We start from the raw sequence: 15,975 nt of genomic DNA on the forward strand, positions 1-15,975 counted from the left end.
TGAAATCTGGCAGAGTGAACCCTATCTTTAGACGATCCGCCGAAGGAGTTCGTCGAAATGCTCAGCGAAGCCGAACAGGCGCTGCTTTCCCTGCTGCGTTCCAACGCGCGCGCCTCCACCGCCGAACTGGCGCGGCGGCTTGGCGTGTCGCGCACGACGGTGCAGAGCCGGATCGAGCGACTGGAACAGCGCGGCATCATATCAGGCTACGGTGTCAAGCTCGCCGCTGACTATGAGCAAGGGCTGGTCAAGGCGCATGTGCTTTTGACCGTGACGCCCAAGCTTGCCGACAAGGTGGTGCGGGCGCTGCAGGCGCTGCCGCCGGTCAGGACGCTGCACTCGGTCAGCGGCAATTTCGACATGATCGTCATCGTCGACGCACCGTCGATCCGCGACCTCGACGCGCTGCTCGACCAGATCGGCGCCATGGACGGGGTCGAGCGGACCTCTTCGTCGATCATTCTTTCGACGCGGATCGATCGTTGAATGCCCTTTGGGCGACATGCACTGGCGTTCGTCTATTTAGCCGGCTGGATGCTCGATGCCGCCAGTTTCCCGGCCTTGGTCGAATAGGTCACCACCACCTTCTCGCCGACCTTCAGCGTTTCGGCTTCGATGCCTTCCGGCAGGATGAAAGTCTTGCCATCGGAAAGCGTGATCGAGTCGCCCTTCTTGTCGATGCTTGCAATGGTGCCGGTGGCCGCCTTGGCGAAAGCACCGGTCGAGGATACGACGACGAGTATCATTGCGGCTGCGATAGCTGATTTCTTCATGGTCTTTCTCCCGTTTGGCCTGGTTGTGGAGCCGCCGGCCATTGGCCTGGAGCGGCTTGATATCCGGCCGTCTGGCTGCCGGATCAGTCTCTCCAGCTCCCTGTTTCGGGCTTTCCTGGAATTGCTCCGCTGAGAGACGAAACGAGCCTAGACCGCGGAGTTTTCGGCGGGCTGGCCGCGAGTTTACAAATACGTAATCGACGCCCGGCTTACAGGTCGCGCAACTGTTCCGCTGCCTGTCCCTCCGACGGCCTGGCGGACCAAACGGCGGCAGCCACCGAGGCGGCGACGAGACCGAGCATGACCGCCAGATAAAGCCAGGGGATCGACAGTGCTTCGGGTGGTGGATCGAAAGCGCCGGTCAGCAGCTTGACCAGCATCCATGCCGTCAGCAGGCCCGAAAGCAGGCCGAATATCATGCCGCCAACGAGGATCAGCAGGCCTTCGCTCCAGAGGAAGGCCGCGAGCTGGCGCGGTTTGGCGCCGATCGCGGCCAGGATGGCGAAAGGCCGGCGACGCTCGAAGAACCCCAGCGCCAGCATCAGTCCGGCGGCCGCCGCGGCCATGACGACCGCGAAACCCAGTTCGATTGTCGTCAATCCGCCGAGATCGACCGCGGTCAGGCTCGAGCCGATGAGATGTGCCGCCTGGCCGATATCGGCCACCTTCAGCGACGGATCGGAAGTGAGCACCGACGAAACCTGCCGCGCCAGCGCTGCAGGATCCGCTCTGGCTCGCATGAGCACATATTCGGACGCGTCGGAGCCGGTCATGCGGGCGACATAGGCCGAATTGGCGACAAGGAAGGAATCCTTTGGCGCGGTCGGAAATTCGCGGGTGACGCCGATGAACTTGAAGGCCACGGGATGATACTGGTGATCCCTGGCATCGATGAGCCGCAAATTGATCGTATCGCCTTGCTGGAGCTGGAAATCCTGGACGGTCTCTTCCGATACCAGGACACCGTCCGGTGTGGCGGCGAGCAGGGCGAGCGTGCCGGCCGCGCTGGCGCCACTGAAATAGGCATCGGAAAGACCGGTGGCCCGCCCGATGCGGCCGGGATCGATGCCGTAGAGGTCCTGCAGGTCCGCCCCGACATAAGCGAAACGATGCTGCATCGGCTCGGCCGCCGCCGTTTCGGGCAGCGAGGCGAGAGCCGCCAAGTGCGCTCCGGCCGGTTTGTCCGTCGTGCCGAAGACGGTGACGTCGGAACCGTTGGTGAGTTCGGCGTCGATGCGCGCCTGGGCATTGTAGGTGGTGTTGAAGATGGCGGTCGACGTGGCGAAGGAGATGGCCAGCGCGGTCATCGCAATGCCGATCGTCAGCCGCCTCGCTTGCCGCGAGAGAGCGGCCGATACAACGCGCGCCAGCGGTCCCGACGCCGGGGCAATGATCATGCGCAGGAGCGCGCCATTGCCGACGATGACCGCGGCCGACAGCCTGATCGTCAGCAATGCCATGCCGAGCCAGAACAAGGCCGGTGCGATGAATGCCTTGTAGTCCACCGATGTCGCCGCCACACCTTCGGGCGCAAGCACGATCTGGTATCCGGTGCTCGCCGATTGCCAGAAGAACAAGCCCGCCGCCCCGAGCAGCAGGATGTCCAGCCACAAGCGCTGCCAGAGCGGCGCGCTCGGTCGGCTCACGGTGCGCCGCGCCGCGGTCACGGTCGCCCAGCGCGCGTCCCGCCAGGCCGGATAGAGAAAGGCGATGAACCCGACCAGCAGCCCGAAGACGGCGACAAGAAGCAGCGTGGGCCCGTCGACGCCAAGCGCGGCCGCGAGGCCCGGCGCGATGATGGCAAGCAGCGATGCTGCGGCCATGCCGATCGCGGTGCCGCCGATGGCGGCAACGGCGGCTTCCGTGGCGGATAGAAGCAGGATGTCCTTGATCGTCGCGCCGCGGACGCGAAGCAGCGCCTGCTCCGTGCGCCGGCGTGCCGCACCGGACGCGGTGACGGCAAAGGTAAGCGCAACCGCCAGCGCGACGCCGGGCAGCCCGAGAAACAGGAACAGGACGGAGGCGTACAGTGCGTCCTCGCGGACCGCCCCGAGGCGCGCGCCGAGATTGTCGGCCACCAGGGCCTGACCGGCGACCCGCGCCTCGAGATTGTGCTGGGCGGCGGTGACAAAAGTGTAGGCGGTGACTGGATCCGATGGCAGCGCTTCGCGGGCAAGCCGCACATGCAATTGCAGCCGGGTGGTGTCGGGGCGCGCCTTCTGCTGCGGATCGAACACTTGCCGCCAGGCTTCCAGCGGCAGGATGAGGACATTGTCGGGCGGGGCCTGCGGCGCGGCCTGCGGCGGCAGGCCGACAGCCTGGAACAGGGCGTCGGCGTCCGGGAGGTCGACCACGCCGGCAATCCTGACCTCCGCCGGCGGCAGGCCGATCCGCTGGATCGAGACAGCATCGCCGGGACCGACATGGAGGTTGGCGGCTGTCTGCTGGGCAATCAGTGCGCCGTCGAGGATGCCGGAAAGCGAGCGGATTTCCGTCGGGAAATCGCTGGAATACCGGCTGTCGAAAGCAACCGCCTGGCCAGGCCCCGTGGTCTGGGTCGTGCCGCCGGTTCGGGCCTCGAATCCGGCGACATCGGCATAGCGGACCTGATGCACGGCCTTGACCGGAGCAGCTTCGCTCAGCGCCTTGCCGACGGGGTCCGGATCGGCACCCGAAATCACCTGCACCTGCCAGTCGATTGGAACCGCCGACACGGCGCGGGCGGTCATCGATGCTCCGGCGTTGGCGAGGAAGAGCGCCATCTCCGCGAGCAGAGCAACCGTCAGCGCGATGCCGGCGGCGGCACCGGCCACGCCCAGAAAGCGGCGGGCAAGCACACCACGAATCCACAGCAGGGCCATCATGCGGCAGCCGCCCCCGGCCGGCGGCCGGTGACGAGCCGGCCGTGATCCATCGTCCAGCGCGCCGCCATGCGGTTGGCCACGGCTTCGTCATGCGTGGCAACGACCAGGGCGATGTCGGTGCCTTCCAGGTGGTCGAACACGGCGTCGAAGAAGCGTAGCGCCGTTCGGCTGTCCAGCTGCCCGGTCGGCTCATCGGCAAGCACAAGTTTCGGACCCATGGCCAGAGCGCGCGCCATGGCAATACGCTGGGCCTGGCCGCCGGACAGTTCCTCCGGCAGCTTGTCGCCGAGTCCGCCGAGACCGAACGATTGCAGAAGGGATGCCGCGATATCGTCGGCGCCGACATTCTCGCCGGCCAGCAGCATGGGCAGGCCGACATTCTGGACAGCGGTGAGGGCAGGAAACAGGCTGGGCGACTGGAATACGAAGCCGATCTGACGCGGCCTCAGGGTCTCGAACGCTCCAAGCCCCGGCCATTCGACGCTACCGGCCGTCGGCCGGTCGAGGCCGCCAAGAATATGCAGCAGCGTCGTCTTGCCGCTGCCAGAAGGCCCGACGAGAGCGATGCGCGCGCCCGACGCGATCTCGCAGTCGACATTGCGCAGCACGCTGATCCGGCCGGCATTGCCGTCCCGGAAGTCCCGCCCGAGGCCTTTTGCGACGACGAGCGTTTCAGCCACGGACGATCCTCCCATCCTTCAGCCTGATGATGCGATCGGCCTTCTGCGCCAACGCCTTGCTGTGGGTGGCCAGCAGCGTTGCCAGTCCGGCGTCGCGCCTCGCCTCGAAATGAGCGATCAGCCGGGATTCGGTCTCGCTATCGACTTCCGCGGTCGGCTCGTCGGCAATTAGGATCGGCGGGTCGGCGGCCAGCGCCACGGCAAGGCCTGCGCGCGCGGTCTCGCCACCGGACAGCTCGGTCGGGAAGGCGCGGGCGCGATGCGAAAGCCCGACACTTTCCAGCAGGCTGGCCATTCGCCGGTCGTCCCGCTTGTTCGCCAGCAGCATCTGCAACCGAAGGTTCTGCTCGACACTCAAGTGACCGAACAGGTTTCCCGACTGCAGAAGAATGCCGAAGCTGGCGGCGCGAACGCGCGCGCGGTGCGCCTCCGGACGCCGGGTCAGCCGGACGCCGCCCACCTCGACATAGCCGCCATCCGGTTCATCGAGGCCGGTCACGCAGGCCAGCAAGGTCGATTTGCCGCTGCCCGAGGGCCCGACCAGGGCGACGATCTCGCCGGCGGTCACGTGGAAGCTGACGCCCCGCAATGCGGCCGTCTCGTCGTCGCCCAAGTGGAAGAATCGATAGAGTTCATGCGCGTCCAACGCGTGCATCTTATTTCCACCGGAATGAGCTCGACATCAGCTGCCACTGGTCGACATTGTCGGCGCCCTTGGGCGCATAGAGTTCGAGCGCGACGAGCTTGCCGTCCTTGAAATAGAGGTAGCGTTCGTTTTCGAGGCGAACCTGCCGGTTGGTGACCGCATTCGGCTCGGAGTTCGAGGTGTAGACGATGCGGATCGCGGTGCCGGCCGGCAGCTTGACCTGCTTGACGGCGCTCACCCGCACAGCGCGACCGGATGCCTCGAGCTTGGCGACATAGTCCGCCTTGGCGCTGTCGACGGTGGGCGCGGCGTCAGCCTTGGAAACTGAGACCACGACGCCGTCCAGCTTGTCGACGAAGCTGGCGCCGTCGGCACGATCCGACCGTGCCCAGCCCTCCGGCACCTTCAGGGCGAACCCTTGCGGCGAGATGTAGTCGATGAAGACCTGCGAATCTGGAATGTCGCCCGGCGGGTTCTTCTCTGGCTGGACGGGTTTTTCGGCGGCCGAAGCCGGCAGGCTGCCAAGCACTGGAAGCATAGCGGCCGTCGTGCCCAGGCACGCCGCGACGGCGAGAGCGGGCAACACGCGGGTGATTTTCCGAAAAAAGGGTTTCATTTTCCGCGGCCTTTCGATGGACGGTTAGGTCCATTCACTATGCCGCTGCAAGCTTACGGGCGGGTCGCCGGCCTCATACGCTTTGGTAAGCTATTGGCGCTTTGGCAAGTTTCCGGCACCAGCTTCCGGCCCTATGACGCCGCCGATCTTACCAACGGGAAGCTCACCACCACGGCGAGGCCGGGCTGACAATCGTCAAGGGCGATGGATGCCCCGTGGAGATCGGCGATGGCCCGCACAAGGCTGAGGCCGAGGCCGTTGCCCGGCGTCGAGCGGCTATGGTCCAGCCGGTAGAGCCGCTGAAACACTTTTTCGCGCTCGTCGGCGGCAATGCCGGGGCCGTTGTCGGCGACGGTGGCAAGGACGCGGTCGCCCCGGCGCGTCACCGACAGTCTGATGGTCGTGTCGGGCGGGCAATGGCGCAACGCATTCTCGACCAGATTGGCAAACATCTGCGTCAACAGTTCCCGATCGCCGTGGATCCGGTCCACCGTTTCGTTTAGCTGCGTCGACAACAGCACCTTACCGTCGTCCTCGGCCACATCGGTGTAGATTTCGGCGATGGTTTGCAGGATCTCGTCGAGATCGAGATCGGTGAAGCGGGCCTTGCGCGCGCCGGCTTCGATCTGGGCGATCCGCAACAGCGCATCGAAGGTCTCGTTGATCTGATGGCCCTCCGCGCGCGCGTCGGCGAGATCATCGGAGACGTCCTGTTCCCGCGCGGCCTTGTAGGCGGCGCCCTCCAGGATCATCTGCAGGCGGTTGAGCGGTGTCTTCAAATCATGCGCAATGTTGGCGCTCACCTGTTTCATGCCGTCGACCAAGGCTGACAAGCGGTCGAGCGCCGCGTTGATCTGGCTGGAGACGATGTCGATATCGTCACCCTTGCCGGTCAGCGGAATGCGGGTATCCAGCCGGCCATGCGAGACATCGACCATCGTGGCGGCAATGCCGTCGAGACGGCTCTGTACGCGTGCAGCGAGCAGGGCTCCGCCGGCGACCGCCAGCCCGGTGATGATCAGGGTTGCCCAGCCGAAGCTCATCATCGCCACCGTTTCCAGCTCCTCCGTTTCGGAAAGGCTGAAGGCGACCGTCAGATTGTTGCCGCCGACCGAACCGGAAAAGGCTCGATATTCCGTATCCGGAGGGACGCCCGGCAACACGGCGTCGAAGGCCGAGAACCCGTCGGGAAGCCCGGCGGCGGTGAAGTTGCCGGCCAGGTGGTTTCCGGCCGGGTCGGTCAGCGAAAACAGCTGTTCTTTCTTCGGGCTGAGCTTTGCATGGCTTTCGATCGTGGCGACAAGGTCCTCCAGATCGTTCGCGGCATAGGTGGCGGCGACGACCGAATAGGTTTCCTTGATGTTCTCGTCGAGCCGTTCGGCAAGATCGGCGCTCATCATCTGGTAGACGATGGCGCCCGACAGCACGAAGGCCAGCATGAACAGGAAGCCGAATGTCAGGGCGAGCCGGAACGGCGTGCTGCGCAGCAGGCGGGCCCATGTTCCGGTCATGACGCAAGCGGTGCGTGCAGGCTGTAGCCGGTGTTGCGGACGGTGTGGAGGAGCTGGGTCTCGAACGGCTTGTCGATCTTGGCCCGCAACCGGCTGATGTGGGTCTCGACAACGCTGGTCTTGGGATCGAAATGAAAGTCCCAGACGCGCTCCAGAAGCATGGTGCGGGTGATGACGCGGCCTTCGCCGCGCATCAGCACCTCCAGCAGGCTGAATTCCCTGGGCTGCAGGTCGATCGGCTGGCCCTGGCGCGTGACGCGCCGCATGATGAGGTCCATTTCGAGGTCGGCGACCCGCAGCACCGTCTTCTGCTCCTGCGCCGCCGGCCGGCGGCCAAGGGCATTGATGCGGGCAAGCAGTTCGGAAAAGGCGAAGGGCTTAACCAGATAGTCGTCGCCGCCGGCCTCCAGCCCCTCGACCCGGTCGTCGACACCGCCGACGGAGGTGAGGAAGATCGCCGGCGTGCGCACACCCGCGGCGCGCACCGCCTTGATCATCGACAGGCCGTCGAGACCCGGCAGCATGCGGTCGGCGATGATCACGTCATAGCCGCCGCTGGTCGCGGCGAAAAGCGCATCATGCCCGTTGCGCAGGAGGTCGCAGACATGGCCGGCCTCGGTCAGCCCCTTAACGATATAGTCCGCCGTCCTGTGGTCGTCCTCGACAAGAAGAAGTCGCATCGCTGTTCCGGTTGATTGCCGATATCGGGCACAGGCTATCACCGGCATGCCCCCGTTCCTAGGATGGCAGGATGGCCGAGGCCTAATCCGACTCCAGCAGGATCTCGTCGGCATCGCCGGCGGTTTTCTTCAGCGTCATGTAGAGAACCAGCGCAGCGATGCAGCCGAGGAAGATCAGGCTGGTGAAGGTGGTGCCGAAACCGAGGCCGCCATATTCGACCGGCTGCGACAGAAGATCGCCGAAGGAGGCGCCGAGCGGGCGCGTCAGGATGTATGCGAGCCAGAAGGCCAGGATGGCGTCGAGATTGACGAGATAATAGGCAAGCGCGATCAGCGCGATGACGCCGCCGAACATGAGGCCCGACTGGAGATAGCCCATGTCGAAGCTCTCGGCGACGAGATCGCCGGCGGCGGTACCGAGCGAGAAGGTGAACAGGATCGCCAGCCAGTAGAAGATCTCGCGGCGGGTGGTGAAGATGGTGTGGATCGACAGCGTTCTTTCGCTGGCGTACCAGACCGCGAATGTCGCGGCGAGCGCGACCGAGAAGGCGATCGTCGTTGTCTGCAGGCGCACGCCGAAAGTGTCGACGAGGTTGTCGGTGATCAGCGTGCCGACGACGCTGATCAGCACCACCGCCAGCCAGTAAGCCCAGGGCACGTAGCGTTTCTGCGCGAACTGCAGGACAAGGGCAACGATGAGCACGCCGGTCATGATCAGCGAGGTGACGGTCAGCCCGAGCCCGAGATTGACGGCGAGATAGTCGGCCGCCGTCTCGCCCATGGTGACCGCCATCAGCTTGATCAGCCAGAAGTCGAGGGTGACGTCCGGAACCCTGTTCTGGCTCGGTCCGGCAGGCTGCTTGTTGGTCGGGAGCATGGCTGAAGTCCTGAGGTTGATCGTTGCGGGGGGATGAAAGCGCATCGCGAGGGATTCGTGCGATCCGCCCCTATTTCATGCATGACATGTCTCATCGCTGCACACCCTCGGGTGAGGCCCGAGGGTGCTTGGATGGCATGGACTACTTGCCCATGACTTTCATGGCCTGGGCGAAGAAGTCGTCGGCGCGCTTGTCGTCGTCGGCATTGCAGCGTTCGATGCCCTTGGTCTCCAGTTCCGAGACCTTGTTCTTGTCGGCGTCGTTGAGCTTGGCTGTCGCTTCAGCGGCACGAAGGGCCTTCAAACTTTCCTCACAAGGCGCGGGGGCCGCATAAACTGTGGAAATCGAGGCCGATACAGCGAGGGCGCCCACTGCGACGGCAAGTGCAAATCTTGTCATGAAACCATTCCCTACATGATGCCGGTGGCCCGGCTGCCGTAATTGAAACCGGCCCCTAATTGGCGGGCCGGCATCTGAACGATAAGGAAGCGACTTCACTCCAGCCTGTCCCGGGGCATACAAATTCGTAAGGATGGAGCTGGTTGGCGCAAAAGGCCTTTACGAACGCCGCGCGTTGCGCTGATAGAAAGGGACCGCCTTGTATCCGCCATCAATAGCGTGCCCCAGTGCGCCGGCACCGCAATCCGTGCCCCAGGAAAACACGAATGACCTATGCTTCGCTCAAGCCGGTTTCAAAGGCTTTCGTCCAGCGCAAGCGGTTGATCTTCGTTCGGGCCGCGGCGGTGCTGGCGGTGGTGCTGCTGCTCCTCACCAAGCCGGCGCTCGCCGAGGGATCGAACGGTCACGAAACGCTGGAATTCCTCGGCTTCTGCCTGGTGCTCGCCTGCGTTGCCGGCCGGCTGTGGAGCATCCTCTATGTGGGCGGCAAGAAGAATGAGGAACTGGTTTCGACGGGACCCTTCTCGATAAGCCAGAACCCGCTCTATTTCTTCTCGACGATCGGCGCGGTCGGCATCGGTTTGCTCTACGGCTCGCTGGTGGCTGCAGCGGTGCTTGGTGTGGCCAGTTTCCTCATCTTCCGCGTCACGGCGCGCAAGGAAGCCGAATATCTGCTGGGCAAGTTCGGCCCTGCCTACACCGCCTATACCAGGGCGACGCCGCGCTTCTGGCCGAACCCGCTGCTCTACCGCGACAATGACGAGCTGCAGTTCTCGACGCGCGCGCTGAAGCGCACCTTTTATGACGGGCTCTATTTCCTCGCCATCTTCCCGGCCATCGAGCTGGTCGAATACTTCCGGCATACGGGCCTGCTGTTCCCGGCCTTCATCACGCTCTACTGATCGGCCTTTGCACGGCCAATCGGTGCCAGGGGGCGTCATCGGTTTCGGGCGCAACGCGGCGATCTTTGCCTTGGAGCCGGTCTGTGGCATCGTGCCGACATGATCCCCTGCCTCAAGCGGCTGACATCGGGTTATGTGCCGCTCGGCGCCGTGATGGTCTCTGACCGCCTCTACCGGCCGATCGCGGAGAAGATGGCCGGCCGGTTTCGAACGGAGATGACCCCATGCCAGCTTCGCTGCTGACCAGCAGGGCCAGCGTGACAGTCTTCACCGCCGAAGACGCATCCGTCTGGGCGGGCCTTGCGGCGGCGGTGCCGGCGGAGGTCGGCGATCGTTTGGCCAGCCTGCGGGAGATCGCCGGCGTCACCGGCGTGGCGCAATACAGCGAGGGCCGCCCGGAGGCGATCGTGATCGGCCAGCGCCGGCCGGCGGCGGCGATGATGCGCATCGCCCTGTTGTGGTCTGCTCCGAGCTTCATCGCGGCTAACGGGTCGCGCCTGCTGGAGGTGTTGGAGACGGAGGCGCTTGCGCAGGACATTCTGTGCCTGCGCGCGGACGAAGACACGGTGCTGCGCATCGGCGGCCAGTGGGAGCGCCGCGACGGCTTTTTGCAGCGCTGGATCGGCATCGAGCCGGCCCCCGGGCATGGACAGATACCGCCCTCCTGGCCGCAGACGGCGGGTTTTACCTGCGGGCCGTCGGCGCTGGCCATGGCGATGGCCGGGCTCGATCCGGCCCTGCGGCCGGACCGGGCGCTGGAGGTCGAGCTCTGGCGCGAGGCCACCACCATCATCGGTCCGAGCGGCCCGGGCGGCTGCGACCCCTATGGCCTGGCGCTGGCGGCGCACCGGCGCGGGCTGCGGGTCGAAGTGTTCATGAGCAGCGCCGAACCGATCTTTCTGGACCGCGCCAGCTCGGAGGAAAGGCGCGGGCTGATGAGCTTCGTGCAGGCCGGCTTCAAGCGCGAGGCCGAAGCCGCGTCATTGCCGATCGACGAGCGCGCCTTTGCCGTCGAGGAGATCGGCCAGGCGCTCGATCGCGGGTTTCTGCCACTGGTGCTGATCGATCAGGCCGTGATGATGGGCCACACCTGCCCGCACTGGGTGCTCGTCCATGGCCATGGCGACGGGGTCTATTTCGTCAATGACCCCTGGATCGAGCCTGACCGGCTCGAACAGAAGATGGATGTCGTCGACCTGCCGGTCAGGGCGGCGGAGCTCGACCGGATGGCCTGGTACGGCAATCCGGCCTACAGGGCCGCGGTGCTGGTCGGGCGATAATTTCTGGATTGGCTGAGACGCCCGTCACTTCGTCATCCACGGGCGGAGCAGCCGCGTAGCGGCGTCGCGGAGACCCGAGGATCCATGCCGGGACCTATGCCACGGAATGCAGCGGAGCAGAATTCTGCACGGTGGCAGCGCGTTGGGGGCCCGGCATGGATCCTATGGTCTGCGCCGCGTCGCTTCGCTCCTTGCTTCGCCCAGGGATGACGAAGTCGGGAGGGGCTCCGCCAATCCCGAAGGTCTATGATAAGCCGACGAACGAACGGCGAAATCCCGCCAACCCGTTCCCGCTCAAACGCTCCTAAGCTCCCAGCGGATACGGCATATACCCAACAAAGCCGGCGATCTTCCAGCTGCCTTCGACCTTCCGGCAGAAATACAGCGTCTGCCATTTCAAGCGGTCGACGCTGCCGTCGGCCTTGGCGATGGAGCCGTCGAATTTCTTGTGCAACACGGCGCGGTCGCCGTCGACATCGATGTCACGCAGATTGGTGACGCGAAAAATCGCCTCGCGCAGCGGCTCGGCGAATTGGGTCGCCGTCGTTTCCCTGGCCTGGCGCAGCCACTCGTCGCGATAGATCTCCAGCCGTGGGAATTGCAACCGCCATGCGTCGGCATTGGCGAGAAAATGCGCATGCATGCCGAAGAAGCTTTCGGCGATGAAGTCGTTTTCGACCATCGACCAGTCCTGGCCGATGAAGGCGTCAATGTCGCGCCGCACCAGCATCTCCCACAGCGCGTGGCGGTCGGCGTCGCCTGACGGAAACGGGTTTTTGTCGAAGGTCATTCTCGGTTTCTCCGGTCTCGCACAGGCATTGGTCCACGGCGGCTTGAAAGCCGTCCGGCAGGCGCGCACGATGCAAGCGCTCCTGTAATAAAGCAACATGAATTTCGAAGAATGTTGCTTTCCAACAAGGACCCTATCGGGACCGGCCCGATCGCGGTAAATCTGCGCCGAAGCGGGCGCCGCCCTGGCGTCCGGTCGTATAATCAGAGGAGGCGATCCCTTGCCCAAGCAGACTTTTGGAACATCCCATGTGCCGCTGTCGCCCGCCGTGCGGGCCGGCGACTTCGTCTATGTCTCGGGCCAGGTTCCGGTCGGCGGCGACGGCATTGTGGTGAAGGGCGGCATCACCGAACAGACCGAGCAGGTGCTTGCCAATGTGAAGGCGGCGCTCGCGCTGGCCGGCTGCACGCTGGATGATGTGGTGAAGACCACCGTCTGGCTGGAAGATGCGCGCGATTTCGGCGCCTTCAACGCGGTTTATGCCAGGCACTTCCCGAAGAATCCGCCGGCCCGCACCACGGTCGAATCGCGGCTGATGATCGACATCAAAATCGAAGTCGAGGCCGTCGCCTACCGGCCCGTCTGACAGACGCAACGAAGCGGAGGTTCCCTCATGCAATTCGACCTCCTGCTGAAGGGCGGACGGCTGATCGATCCGGCGGCCGGCATCGACGCACCGCGTGATGTTGCCATTGCCAACGGCCGGGTCGCCGCGCTTGACGCCGATATTCCGGCGGACCGCGCCGCCAGGATCGTCGACGCGACGGGCTGCATCGTCGCGCCGGGCCTGGTCGACCTGCACAGCCACGTCTATTGGGGCGGCACCTCGCTCGGCGTCGATGCCGACCGGCTGGCGGCAAAAAGCGGTACGACCACCTTCATCGATGCGGGCAGCGCGGGGGCCGGCAATTTCCTCGGCTTCCGCCGACACGTCATGGAGCGCTCGAAGGTGCGCATCCTGGCCTATGTCAACATCTCCTTTGCCGGCATTTTCGGCTTCTCGCAGACGGTGTCGGTCGGCGAGTGCAGCGATCTGAGGCTCTGCGAGCCGCGCGAGGTGGTGGCAGCAGTGCGGGAACACGCGGACGTCGTGGTCGGCGTGAAAGTCCGCTCCGGCAAGCATGCCGGCGGCACCAGCGGCATCGCGCCGGTCGATCTGGCGCTGGAGGCCGCCGACAAGGCCGGCCTGCCGCTGATGGCGCATATCGACGAGCCGCCGCCCGGCCGCTCGGAAGTGCTGCCGCGCCTGCGCCGGGGCGATATCCTCACCCATTGCTTCCGGCCGTTCCCCAACGCACCGGTCTTCGCCTCCGGCGCGGTGCGGCCCGACATGCGGCTGGCGCGCGAGCGCGGCGTCATCTTCGATCTCGGCCACGGCATGGGTTCGTTCGACTTCGAAGTGGCGCGCGCCATGCTCGCCGAAGGGCTGGCGCCCGACGTCATCTCGAGCGACGTGCATCTCTACTGCGTCGACGGGCCGGCCTTCGACATTCTGGTCTGCATGTCGAAGCTGATGGCGCTCGGCATGCCTCTGGTCGAGGTGCTGCGCGCGGCGACGCAAGCGCCGGCGCGGGCGATCGCCAGGCCGGACCTCGGCACGCTGGCGGTCGGCACCGTCGGCGATGTCACTGTCCTTCGCCAGCGGCCGGGCCGTTTCACCTTCGTCGACGCGGTCGGCGCCGCGTTGGTCGCCGATCAGCGGCTGGTCTCGGAAGGCATCGTCATCGGCGGCACCTGGTGGCCGAACGAGGCAGTGGACGATGTCAGCGAGACCGAGCGTTTCGAGGCTCATGCCGCGCATACGCATGTCGAGGTGGCCGCCCGGCACTTCGGGCACCGGCATGAGTAATTAGCCAATCTCCCCCCTTGTGGGGGAGATGCCCGGCAGGGCAGAGGGGGGCGTGACGGAACGCAAACCTTCGTCAGACTGAGATCGAGCAGAACCTCCGAGGGCGCGCGAGTTCAATGAATTGATACGCCGGCGGGACAGCACCCCCCTCTGGCCTGCCGGCTTTCGTCGCTCGAAAAGCCAAGCAATTGGCTTCCCGTCCGCTCTGCGGATCGCTCCTCAACCCCCACGAGGGGGGAGATCGCTAGCTTCACCGCCCTGCATTGCTCGGCTTCCCATAAACCGGCGTCGCGATCCCTTCCATCCGCGCCTTGATCTGCAGCGCCACGTATTTGGAGTAAAAACGCGACAGCGCCAGATTGCCGCCGTGGAACCACAGCGCTTCCTGCGCCGTCGGTCTCCACATGTTGCGCAGCTCGCCTTGCCAGGGGCCGGGATCGCCCTTGACGCCGGAGCCGAGGCCCCAGCAGGGGCCGACTTTGTCGGCCACCTCGCGCGAGACGAGTGCCGCGACATTCTCGTTCATCGACTGGTAGCCGGTGCAGGCGATGATGGCGTCGGCCTCGAGCTCGCTGCCGTCCTCGAACAGGATGCCGTTTTTCGTCAGCGCCTTGATGGCGACGCCGCTGCGGATGCCGATCTTGCCGTCGATGATCAGGTCCGAGGCACCGACGTCGATGTAGTAGCCGGAGCCGGTGCGGTAGGCCTTCATCAAGAGCCCGGTCTCGTCGTCGCCGAAATCGATGGCGAAGCCGGAGGCGCGCAAGCGGTCGTAGAAGGCGGCGTCGCGCGCCTTGATCACCTCGTAGAGCGCGCGCTGGCCCTTGGGCACCAGCGCGAAAGGCGTCGAGGCGACGATCATGTCGGCCTTTTCGGTGGTGATGCCGCGCGCCAATGCGCTCTCCGAGAAGATCTCGAAGCCGACTTCCATCAGTGTGTCGGATTTGACCACCGTCGTCGGCGAGCGCTGGATCATGGTGACATCGGCGCCGCTTTCCCAGAGATCGACGCAGACGTCATGGCCGGAGCTGGCCGCGCCGATGACTGCAACGCGTCTGCCGCGGAATTTGTCGCCGCTGGCATACTGGCTGGAATGCAGCAATTCGCCTTTGAATTCGCTCGCGCCGGCCAGGTCGATCTTTCGCGGCGGGCCATAGGCGCCGGTGGCGAAGACAACATGTTTCGGCTTCAGTGTGATCTGCCGGCCGACACGGTCGACCACCACGGTCCACTCCTTCTGCGCCTCGTCATAGGAGGCGCTGAGGCATTTTGTGGCGACCCAGTAATTGAGCTCCATGACGCGCGTGTACATTTCCAGCCAGTCGCCCATCTTGTCCTTGGGCGTGAAGACAGGCCAGTTCTCCGGGAACGGAATGTAGGGCAGATGGTCGTACCAGACCGGGTCGTGCAGCACGAGCGTGCGGTAGCGGTTGCGCCAGGAATCGCCGGGCCTTGCATTCTTCTCGATGACGATGGTCGGCACGCCAAGCTGCCGCAGCCGCGCGCCCAGCATGATGCCGCCCTGGCCGCCGCCGATGACCAGGCAATAGGGCTGCTCGGTGGCGCCGAGTTCGCGCGTTTCGCGTGCCCGTGCTTCCGACCAGGTCTCGCGTTCGGGGTCGGCCTTGTGGCGCACGCCGAGCGGCCGCTTGGCGCCCTTGCGCTCCTCGAACCCCTTGAGATCGGTCATCGCCGTGAACAGGGTGCGGCAGCGGCCATCGCGCAGGCGCATGATGCCTTGGCCCGTGGCCACTGCGGTCTCGAATGTGAACCAGGCCTCGATCGTGCCTTCGTCCGAGGTTGCTTCGCCGGTGAGCTGCCAAGCCGTTGGCTTGGTCGTGGGGAGCGTTGACTTGAGCATGTCGGCGATGGCGTCGCGGCCTTCCATGGTGGTGACGTTCCAGGTGAAGGTCAGAAGATCGCGCCAGTAGCAATCGTCGACGAACAGGTTGGCCGCCGCTGCCACGTCGCCGGACGCGAGCGCCTGCGCCAGGGAGTCGAGCCATGCGGCTGCCTGTTTCGTCGGTGCCATTTCGAGCATTTCTTCCCTCTTTCGTTTTCACATTGGCGCGGGCTCGGCCTTCCCTTCTCCCCTTGTGGGAGAAGG

The 15,975-nt window shown here is 65.1% G+C and carries 15 protein-coding genes and 1 pseudogene; 5 read left to right on the plus strand and 11 right to left on the minus strand.

All coding sequences use genetic code 11. The annotated features are described in order from the left end of the window. Positions 1 to 33: 33 nt before the first annotated feature. Positions 34 to 486, plus strand: a pseudogene (locus JN279_RS04700) (Lrp/AsnC family transcriptional regulator); the annotation flags it as partial. A 32-nt stretch (positions 487 to 518) separates the two neighbouring features. On the opposite strand, the gene JN279_RS04705 reads toward JN279_RS04700, so the two are convergent. From JN279_RS04705 to JN279_RS04745, 9 genes are all read right to left on the minus strand, one after another. Then, complete coding sequence (locus JN279_RS04705; protein ID WP_202352140.1) at positions 519 to 773, minus strand: DUF1344 domain-containing protein; 255 nt, start codon at positions 771 to 773, stop codon at positions 519 to 521. A gap of 209 nt (positions 774 to 982) precedes the next feature. Further along, positions 983 to 3,637, minus strand: coding sequence for an ABC transporter permease (locus tag JN279_RS04710; protein WP_096451899.1), 2,655 nt, complete (start codon positions 3,635 to 3,637; stop codon positions 983 to 985). Then, positions 3,634 to 4,317, minus strand: coding sequence for an ABC transporter ATP-binding protein (locus JN279_RS04715; RefSeq protein WP_244734409.1), 684 nt, complete (start codon positions 4,315 to 4,317; stop codon positions 3,634 to 3,636). The genes JN279_RS04710 and JN279_RS04715 overlap by 4 nt, the downstream gene beginning before the upstream one ends. After that, the gene (locus tag JN279_RS04720) at positions 4,310 to 4,972 is read right to left on the minus strand and encodes an ABC transporter ATP-binding protein (RefSeq protein WP_096451895.1); all 663 of its coding nucleotides are present in this window, start codon (positions 4,970 to 4,972) and stop codon (positions 4,310 to 4,312) included. The genes JN279_RS04715 and JN279_RS04720 overlap by 8 nt, the downstream gene beginning before the upstream one ends. 1 nt (position 4,973) lies before the next feature. Further along, positions 4,974 to 5,579 (minus strand): hypothetical protein, encoded by a 606-nt coding sequence (locus JN279_RS04725; protein WP_096451893.1) that lies wholly within the window; start codon positions 5,577 to 5,579, stop codon positions 4,974 to 4,976. Between the two features lie 131 nt (positions 5,580 to 5,710). Continuing rightward, positions 5,711 to 7,090: a sensor histidine kinase gene (locus JN279_RS04730; protein WP_096451891.1), complete on the minus strand. Its 1,380-nt coding sequence runs from the start codon at positions 7,088 to 7,090 to the stop codon at positions 5,711 to 5,713. After that, complete coding sequence (locus JN279_RS04735) at positions 7,087 to 7,770, minus strand: winged helix-turn-helix domain-containing protein (RefSeq protein ID WP_202352141.1); 684 nt, start codon at positions 7,768 to 7,770, stop codon at positions 7,087 to 7,089. The genes JN279_RS04730 and JN279_RS04735 overlap by 4 nt, the downstream gene beginning before the upstream one ends. 82 nt (positions 7,771 to 7,852) lie before the next feature. Continuing rightward, positions 7,853 to 8,647, minus strand: coding sequence for a COG4705 family protein (locus JN279_RS04740; RefSeq protein ID WP_096458178.1), 795 nt, complete (start codon positions 8,645 to 8,647; stop codon positions 7,853 to 7,855). Between the two features lie 142 nt (positions 8,648 to 8,789). Beyond that, positions 8,790 to 9,047, minus strand: coding sequence for a hypothetical protein (locus JN279_RS04745; protein WP_202352142.1), 258 nt, complete (start codon positions 9,045 to 9,047; stop codon positions 8,790 to 8,792). Between the two features lie 266 nt (positions 9,048 to 9,313). Between JN279_RS04745 and JN279_RS04750 the strand changes: the two genes are divergently transcribed. Both JN279_RS04750 and JN279_RS04755 read left to right on the plus strand, forming a co-directional pair. Beyond that, positions 9,314 to 9,949 (plus strand): methyltransferase family protein, encoded by a 636-nt coding sequence (locus JN279_RS04750; RefSeq protein WP_202352143.1) that lies wholly within the window; start codon positions 9,314 to 9,316, stop codon positions 9,947 to 9,949. 224 nt (positions 9,950 to 10,173) lie between these two features. Continuing rightward, positions 10,174 to 11,229, plus strand: a complete 1,056-nt coding sequence (locus JN279_RS04755) for a peptidase C39 family protein (RefSeq protein ID WP_202352144.1) — start codon at positions 10,174 to 10,176, stop codon at positions 11,227 to 11,229. Between the two features lie 304 nt (positions 11,230 to 11,533). Here the strand turns inward: JN279_RS04755 and JN279_RS04760 are convergent, their stop codons facing one another. Continuing rightward, entirely contained in the window at positions 11,534 to 12,019 is a 486-nt protein-coding gene (locus tag JN279_RS04760; RefSeq protein WP_202352145.1) for a hypothetical protein, read from the minus strand. 220 nt (positions 12,020 to 12,239) lie between these two features. Here JN279_RS04760 and JN279_RS04765 point away from each other — a divergent pair, with 220 nt between their 5' ends. Together JN279_RS04765 and JN279_RS04770 are read left to right on the plus strand one after the other, a co-directional pair. Next, positions 12,240 to 12,605, plus strand: a complete 366-nt coding sequence (locus JN279_RS04765; RefSeq protein WP_140612859.1) for a RidA family protein — start codon at positions 12,240 to 12,242, stop codon at positions 12,603 to 12,605. A gap of 27 nt (positions 12,606 to 12,632) precedes the next feature. Beyond that, positions 12,633 to 13,868, plus strand: coding sequence for an amidohydrolase/deacetylase family metallohydrolase (locus tag JN279_RS04770; RefSeq protein ID WP_202352146.1), 1,236 nt, complete (start codon positions 12,633 to 12,635; stop codon positions 13,866 to 13,868). Between the two features lie 250 nt (positions 13,869 to 14,118). On the opposite strand, the gene JN279_RS04775 is transcribed toward JN279_RS04770, so the two are convergent. Continuing rightward, complete coding sequence (locus JN279_RS04775; RefSeq protein WP_202352147.1) at positions 14,119 to 15,909, minus strand: NAD(P)/FAD-dependent oxidoreductase; 1,791 nt, start codon at positions 15,907 to 15,909, stop codon at positions 14,119 to 14,121. Positions 15,910 to 15,975 lie beyond the last annotated feature (66 nt).

The organism is Mesorhizobium sp. 113-1-2, from assembly GCF_016756475.1.
Classification (GTDB): Bacteria; Pseudomonadota; Alphaproteobacteria; order Rhizobiales; family Rhizobiaceae; genus Mesorhizobium; species Mesorhizobium loti_C.

Coding starts and splice junctions, on each gene's coding strand:
- JN279_RS04705 (WP_202352140.1), bottom strand. CDS start 773: ATGAAGAAATCAGCTATCGCAGCCGCAATGATACTCGTCGTCGTATCC.
- JN279_RS04710 (WP_096451899.1), bottom strand. CDS start 3,637: ATGATGGCCCTGCTGTGGATTCGTGGTGTGCTTGCCCGCCGCTTTCTG.
- JN279_RS04720 (WP_096451895.1), bottom strand. CDS start 4,972: ATGCACGCGTTGGACGCGCATGAACTCTATCGATTCTTCCACTTGGGC.
- JN279_RS04725 (WP_096451893.1), bottom strand. CDS start 5,579: ATGAAACCCTTTTTTCGGAAAATCACCCGCGTGTTGCCCGCTCTCGCC.
- JN279_RS04730 (WP_096451891.1), bottom strand. CDS start 7,090: ATGACCGGAACATGGGCCCGCCTGCTGCGCAGCACGCCGTTCCGGCTC.
- JN279_RS04735 (WP_202352141.1), bottom strand. CDS start 7,770: ATGCGACTTCTTCTTGTCGAGGACGACCACAGGACGGCGGACTATATC.
- JN279_RS04740 (WP_096458178.1), bottom strand. CDS start 8,647: ATGCTCCCGACCAACAAGCAGCCTGCCGGACCGAGCCAGAACAGGGTT.
- JN279_RS04745 (WP_202352142.1), bottom strand. CDS start 9,047: ATGACAAGATTTGCACTTGCCGTCGCAGTGGGCGCCCTCGCTGTATCG.
- JN279_RS04750 (WP_202352143.1), top strand. CDS start 9,314: ATGACCTATGCTTCGCTCAAGCCGGTTTCAAAGGCTTTCGTCCAGCGC.
- JN279_RS04755 (WP_202352144.1), top strand. CDS start 10,174: ATGCCAGCTTCGCTGCTGACCAGCAGGGCCAGCGTGACAGTCTTCACC.
- JN279_RS04760 (WP_202352145.1), bottom strand. CDS start 12,019: ATGACCTTCGACAAAAACCCGTTTCCGTCAGGCGACGCCGACCGCCAC.
- JN279_RS04770 (WP_202352146.1), top strand. CDS start 12,633: ATGCAATTCGACCTCCTGCTGAAGGGCGGACGGCTGATCGATCCGGCG.
- JN279_RS04775 (WP_202352147.1), bottom strand. CDS start 15,909: ATGCTCGAAATGGCACCGACGAAACAGGCAGCCGCATGGCTCGACTCC.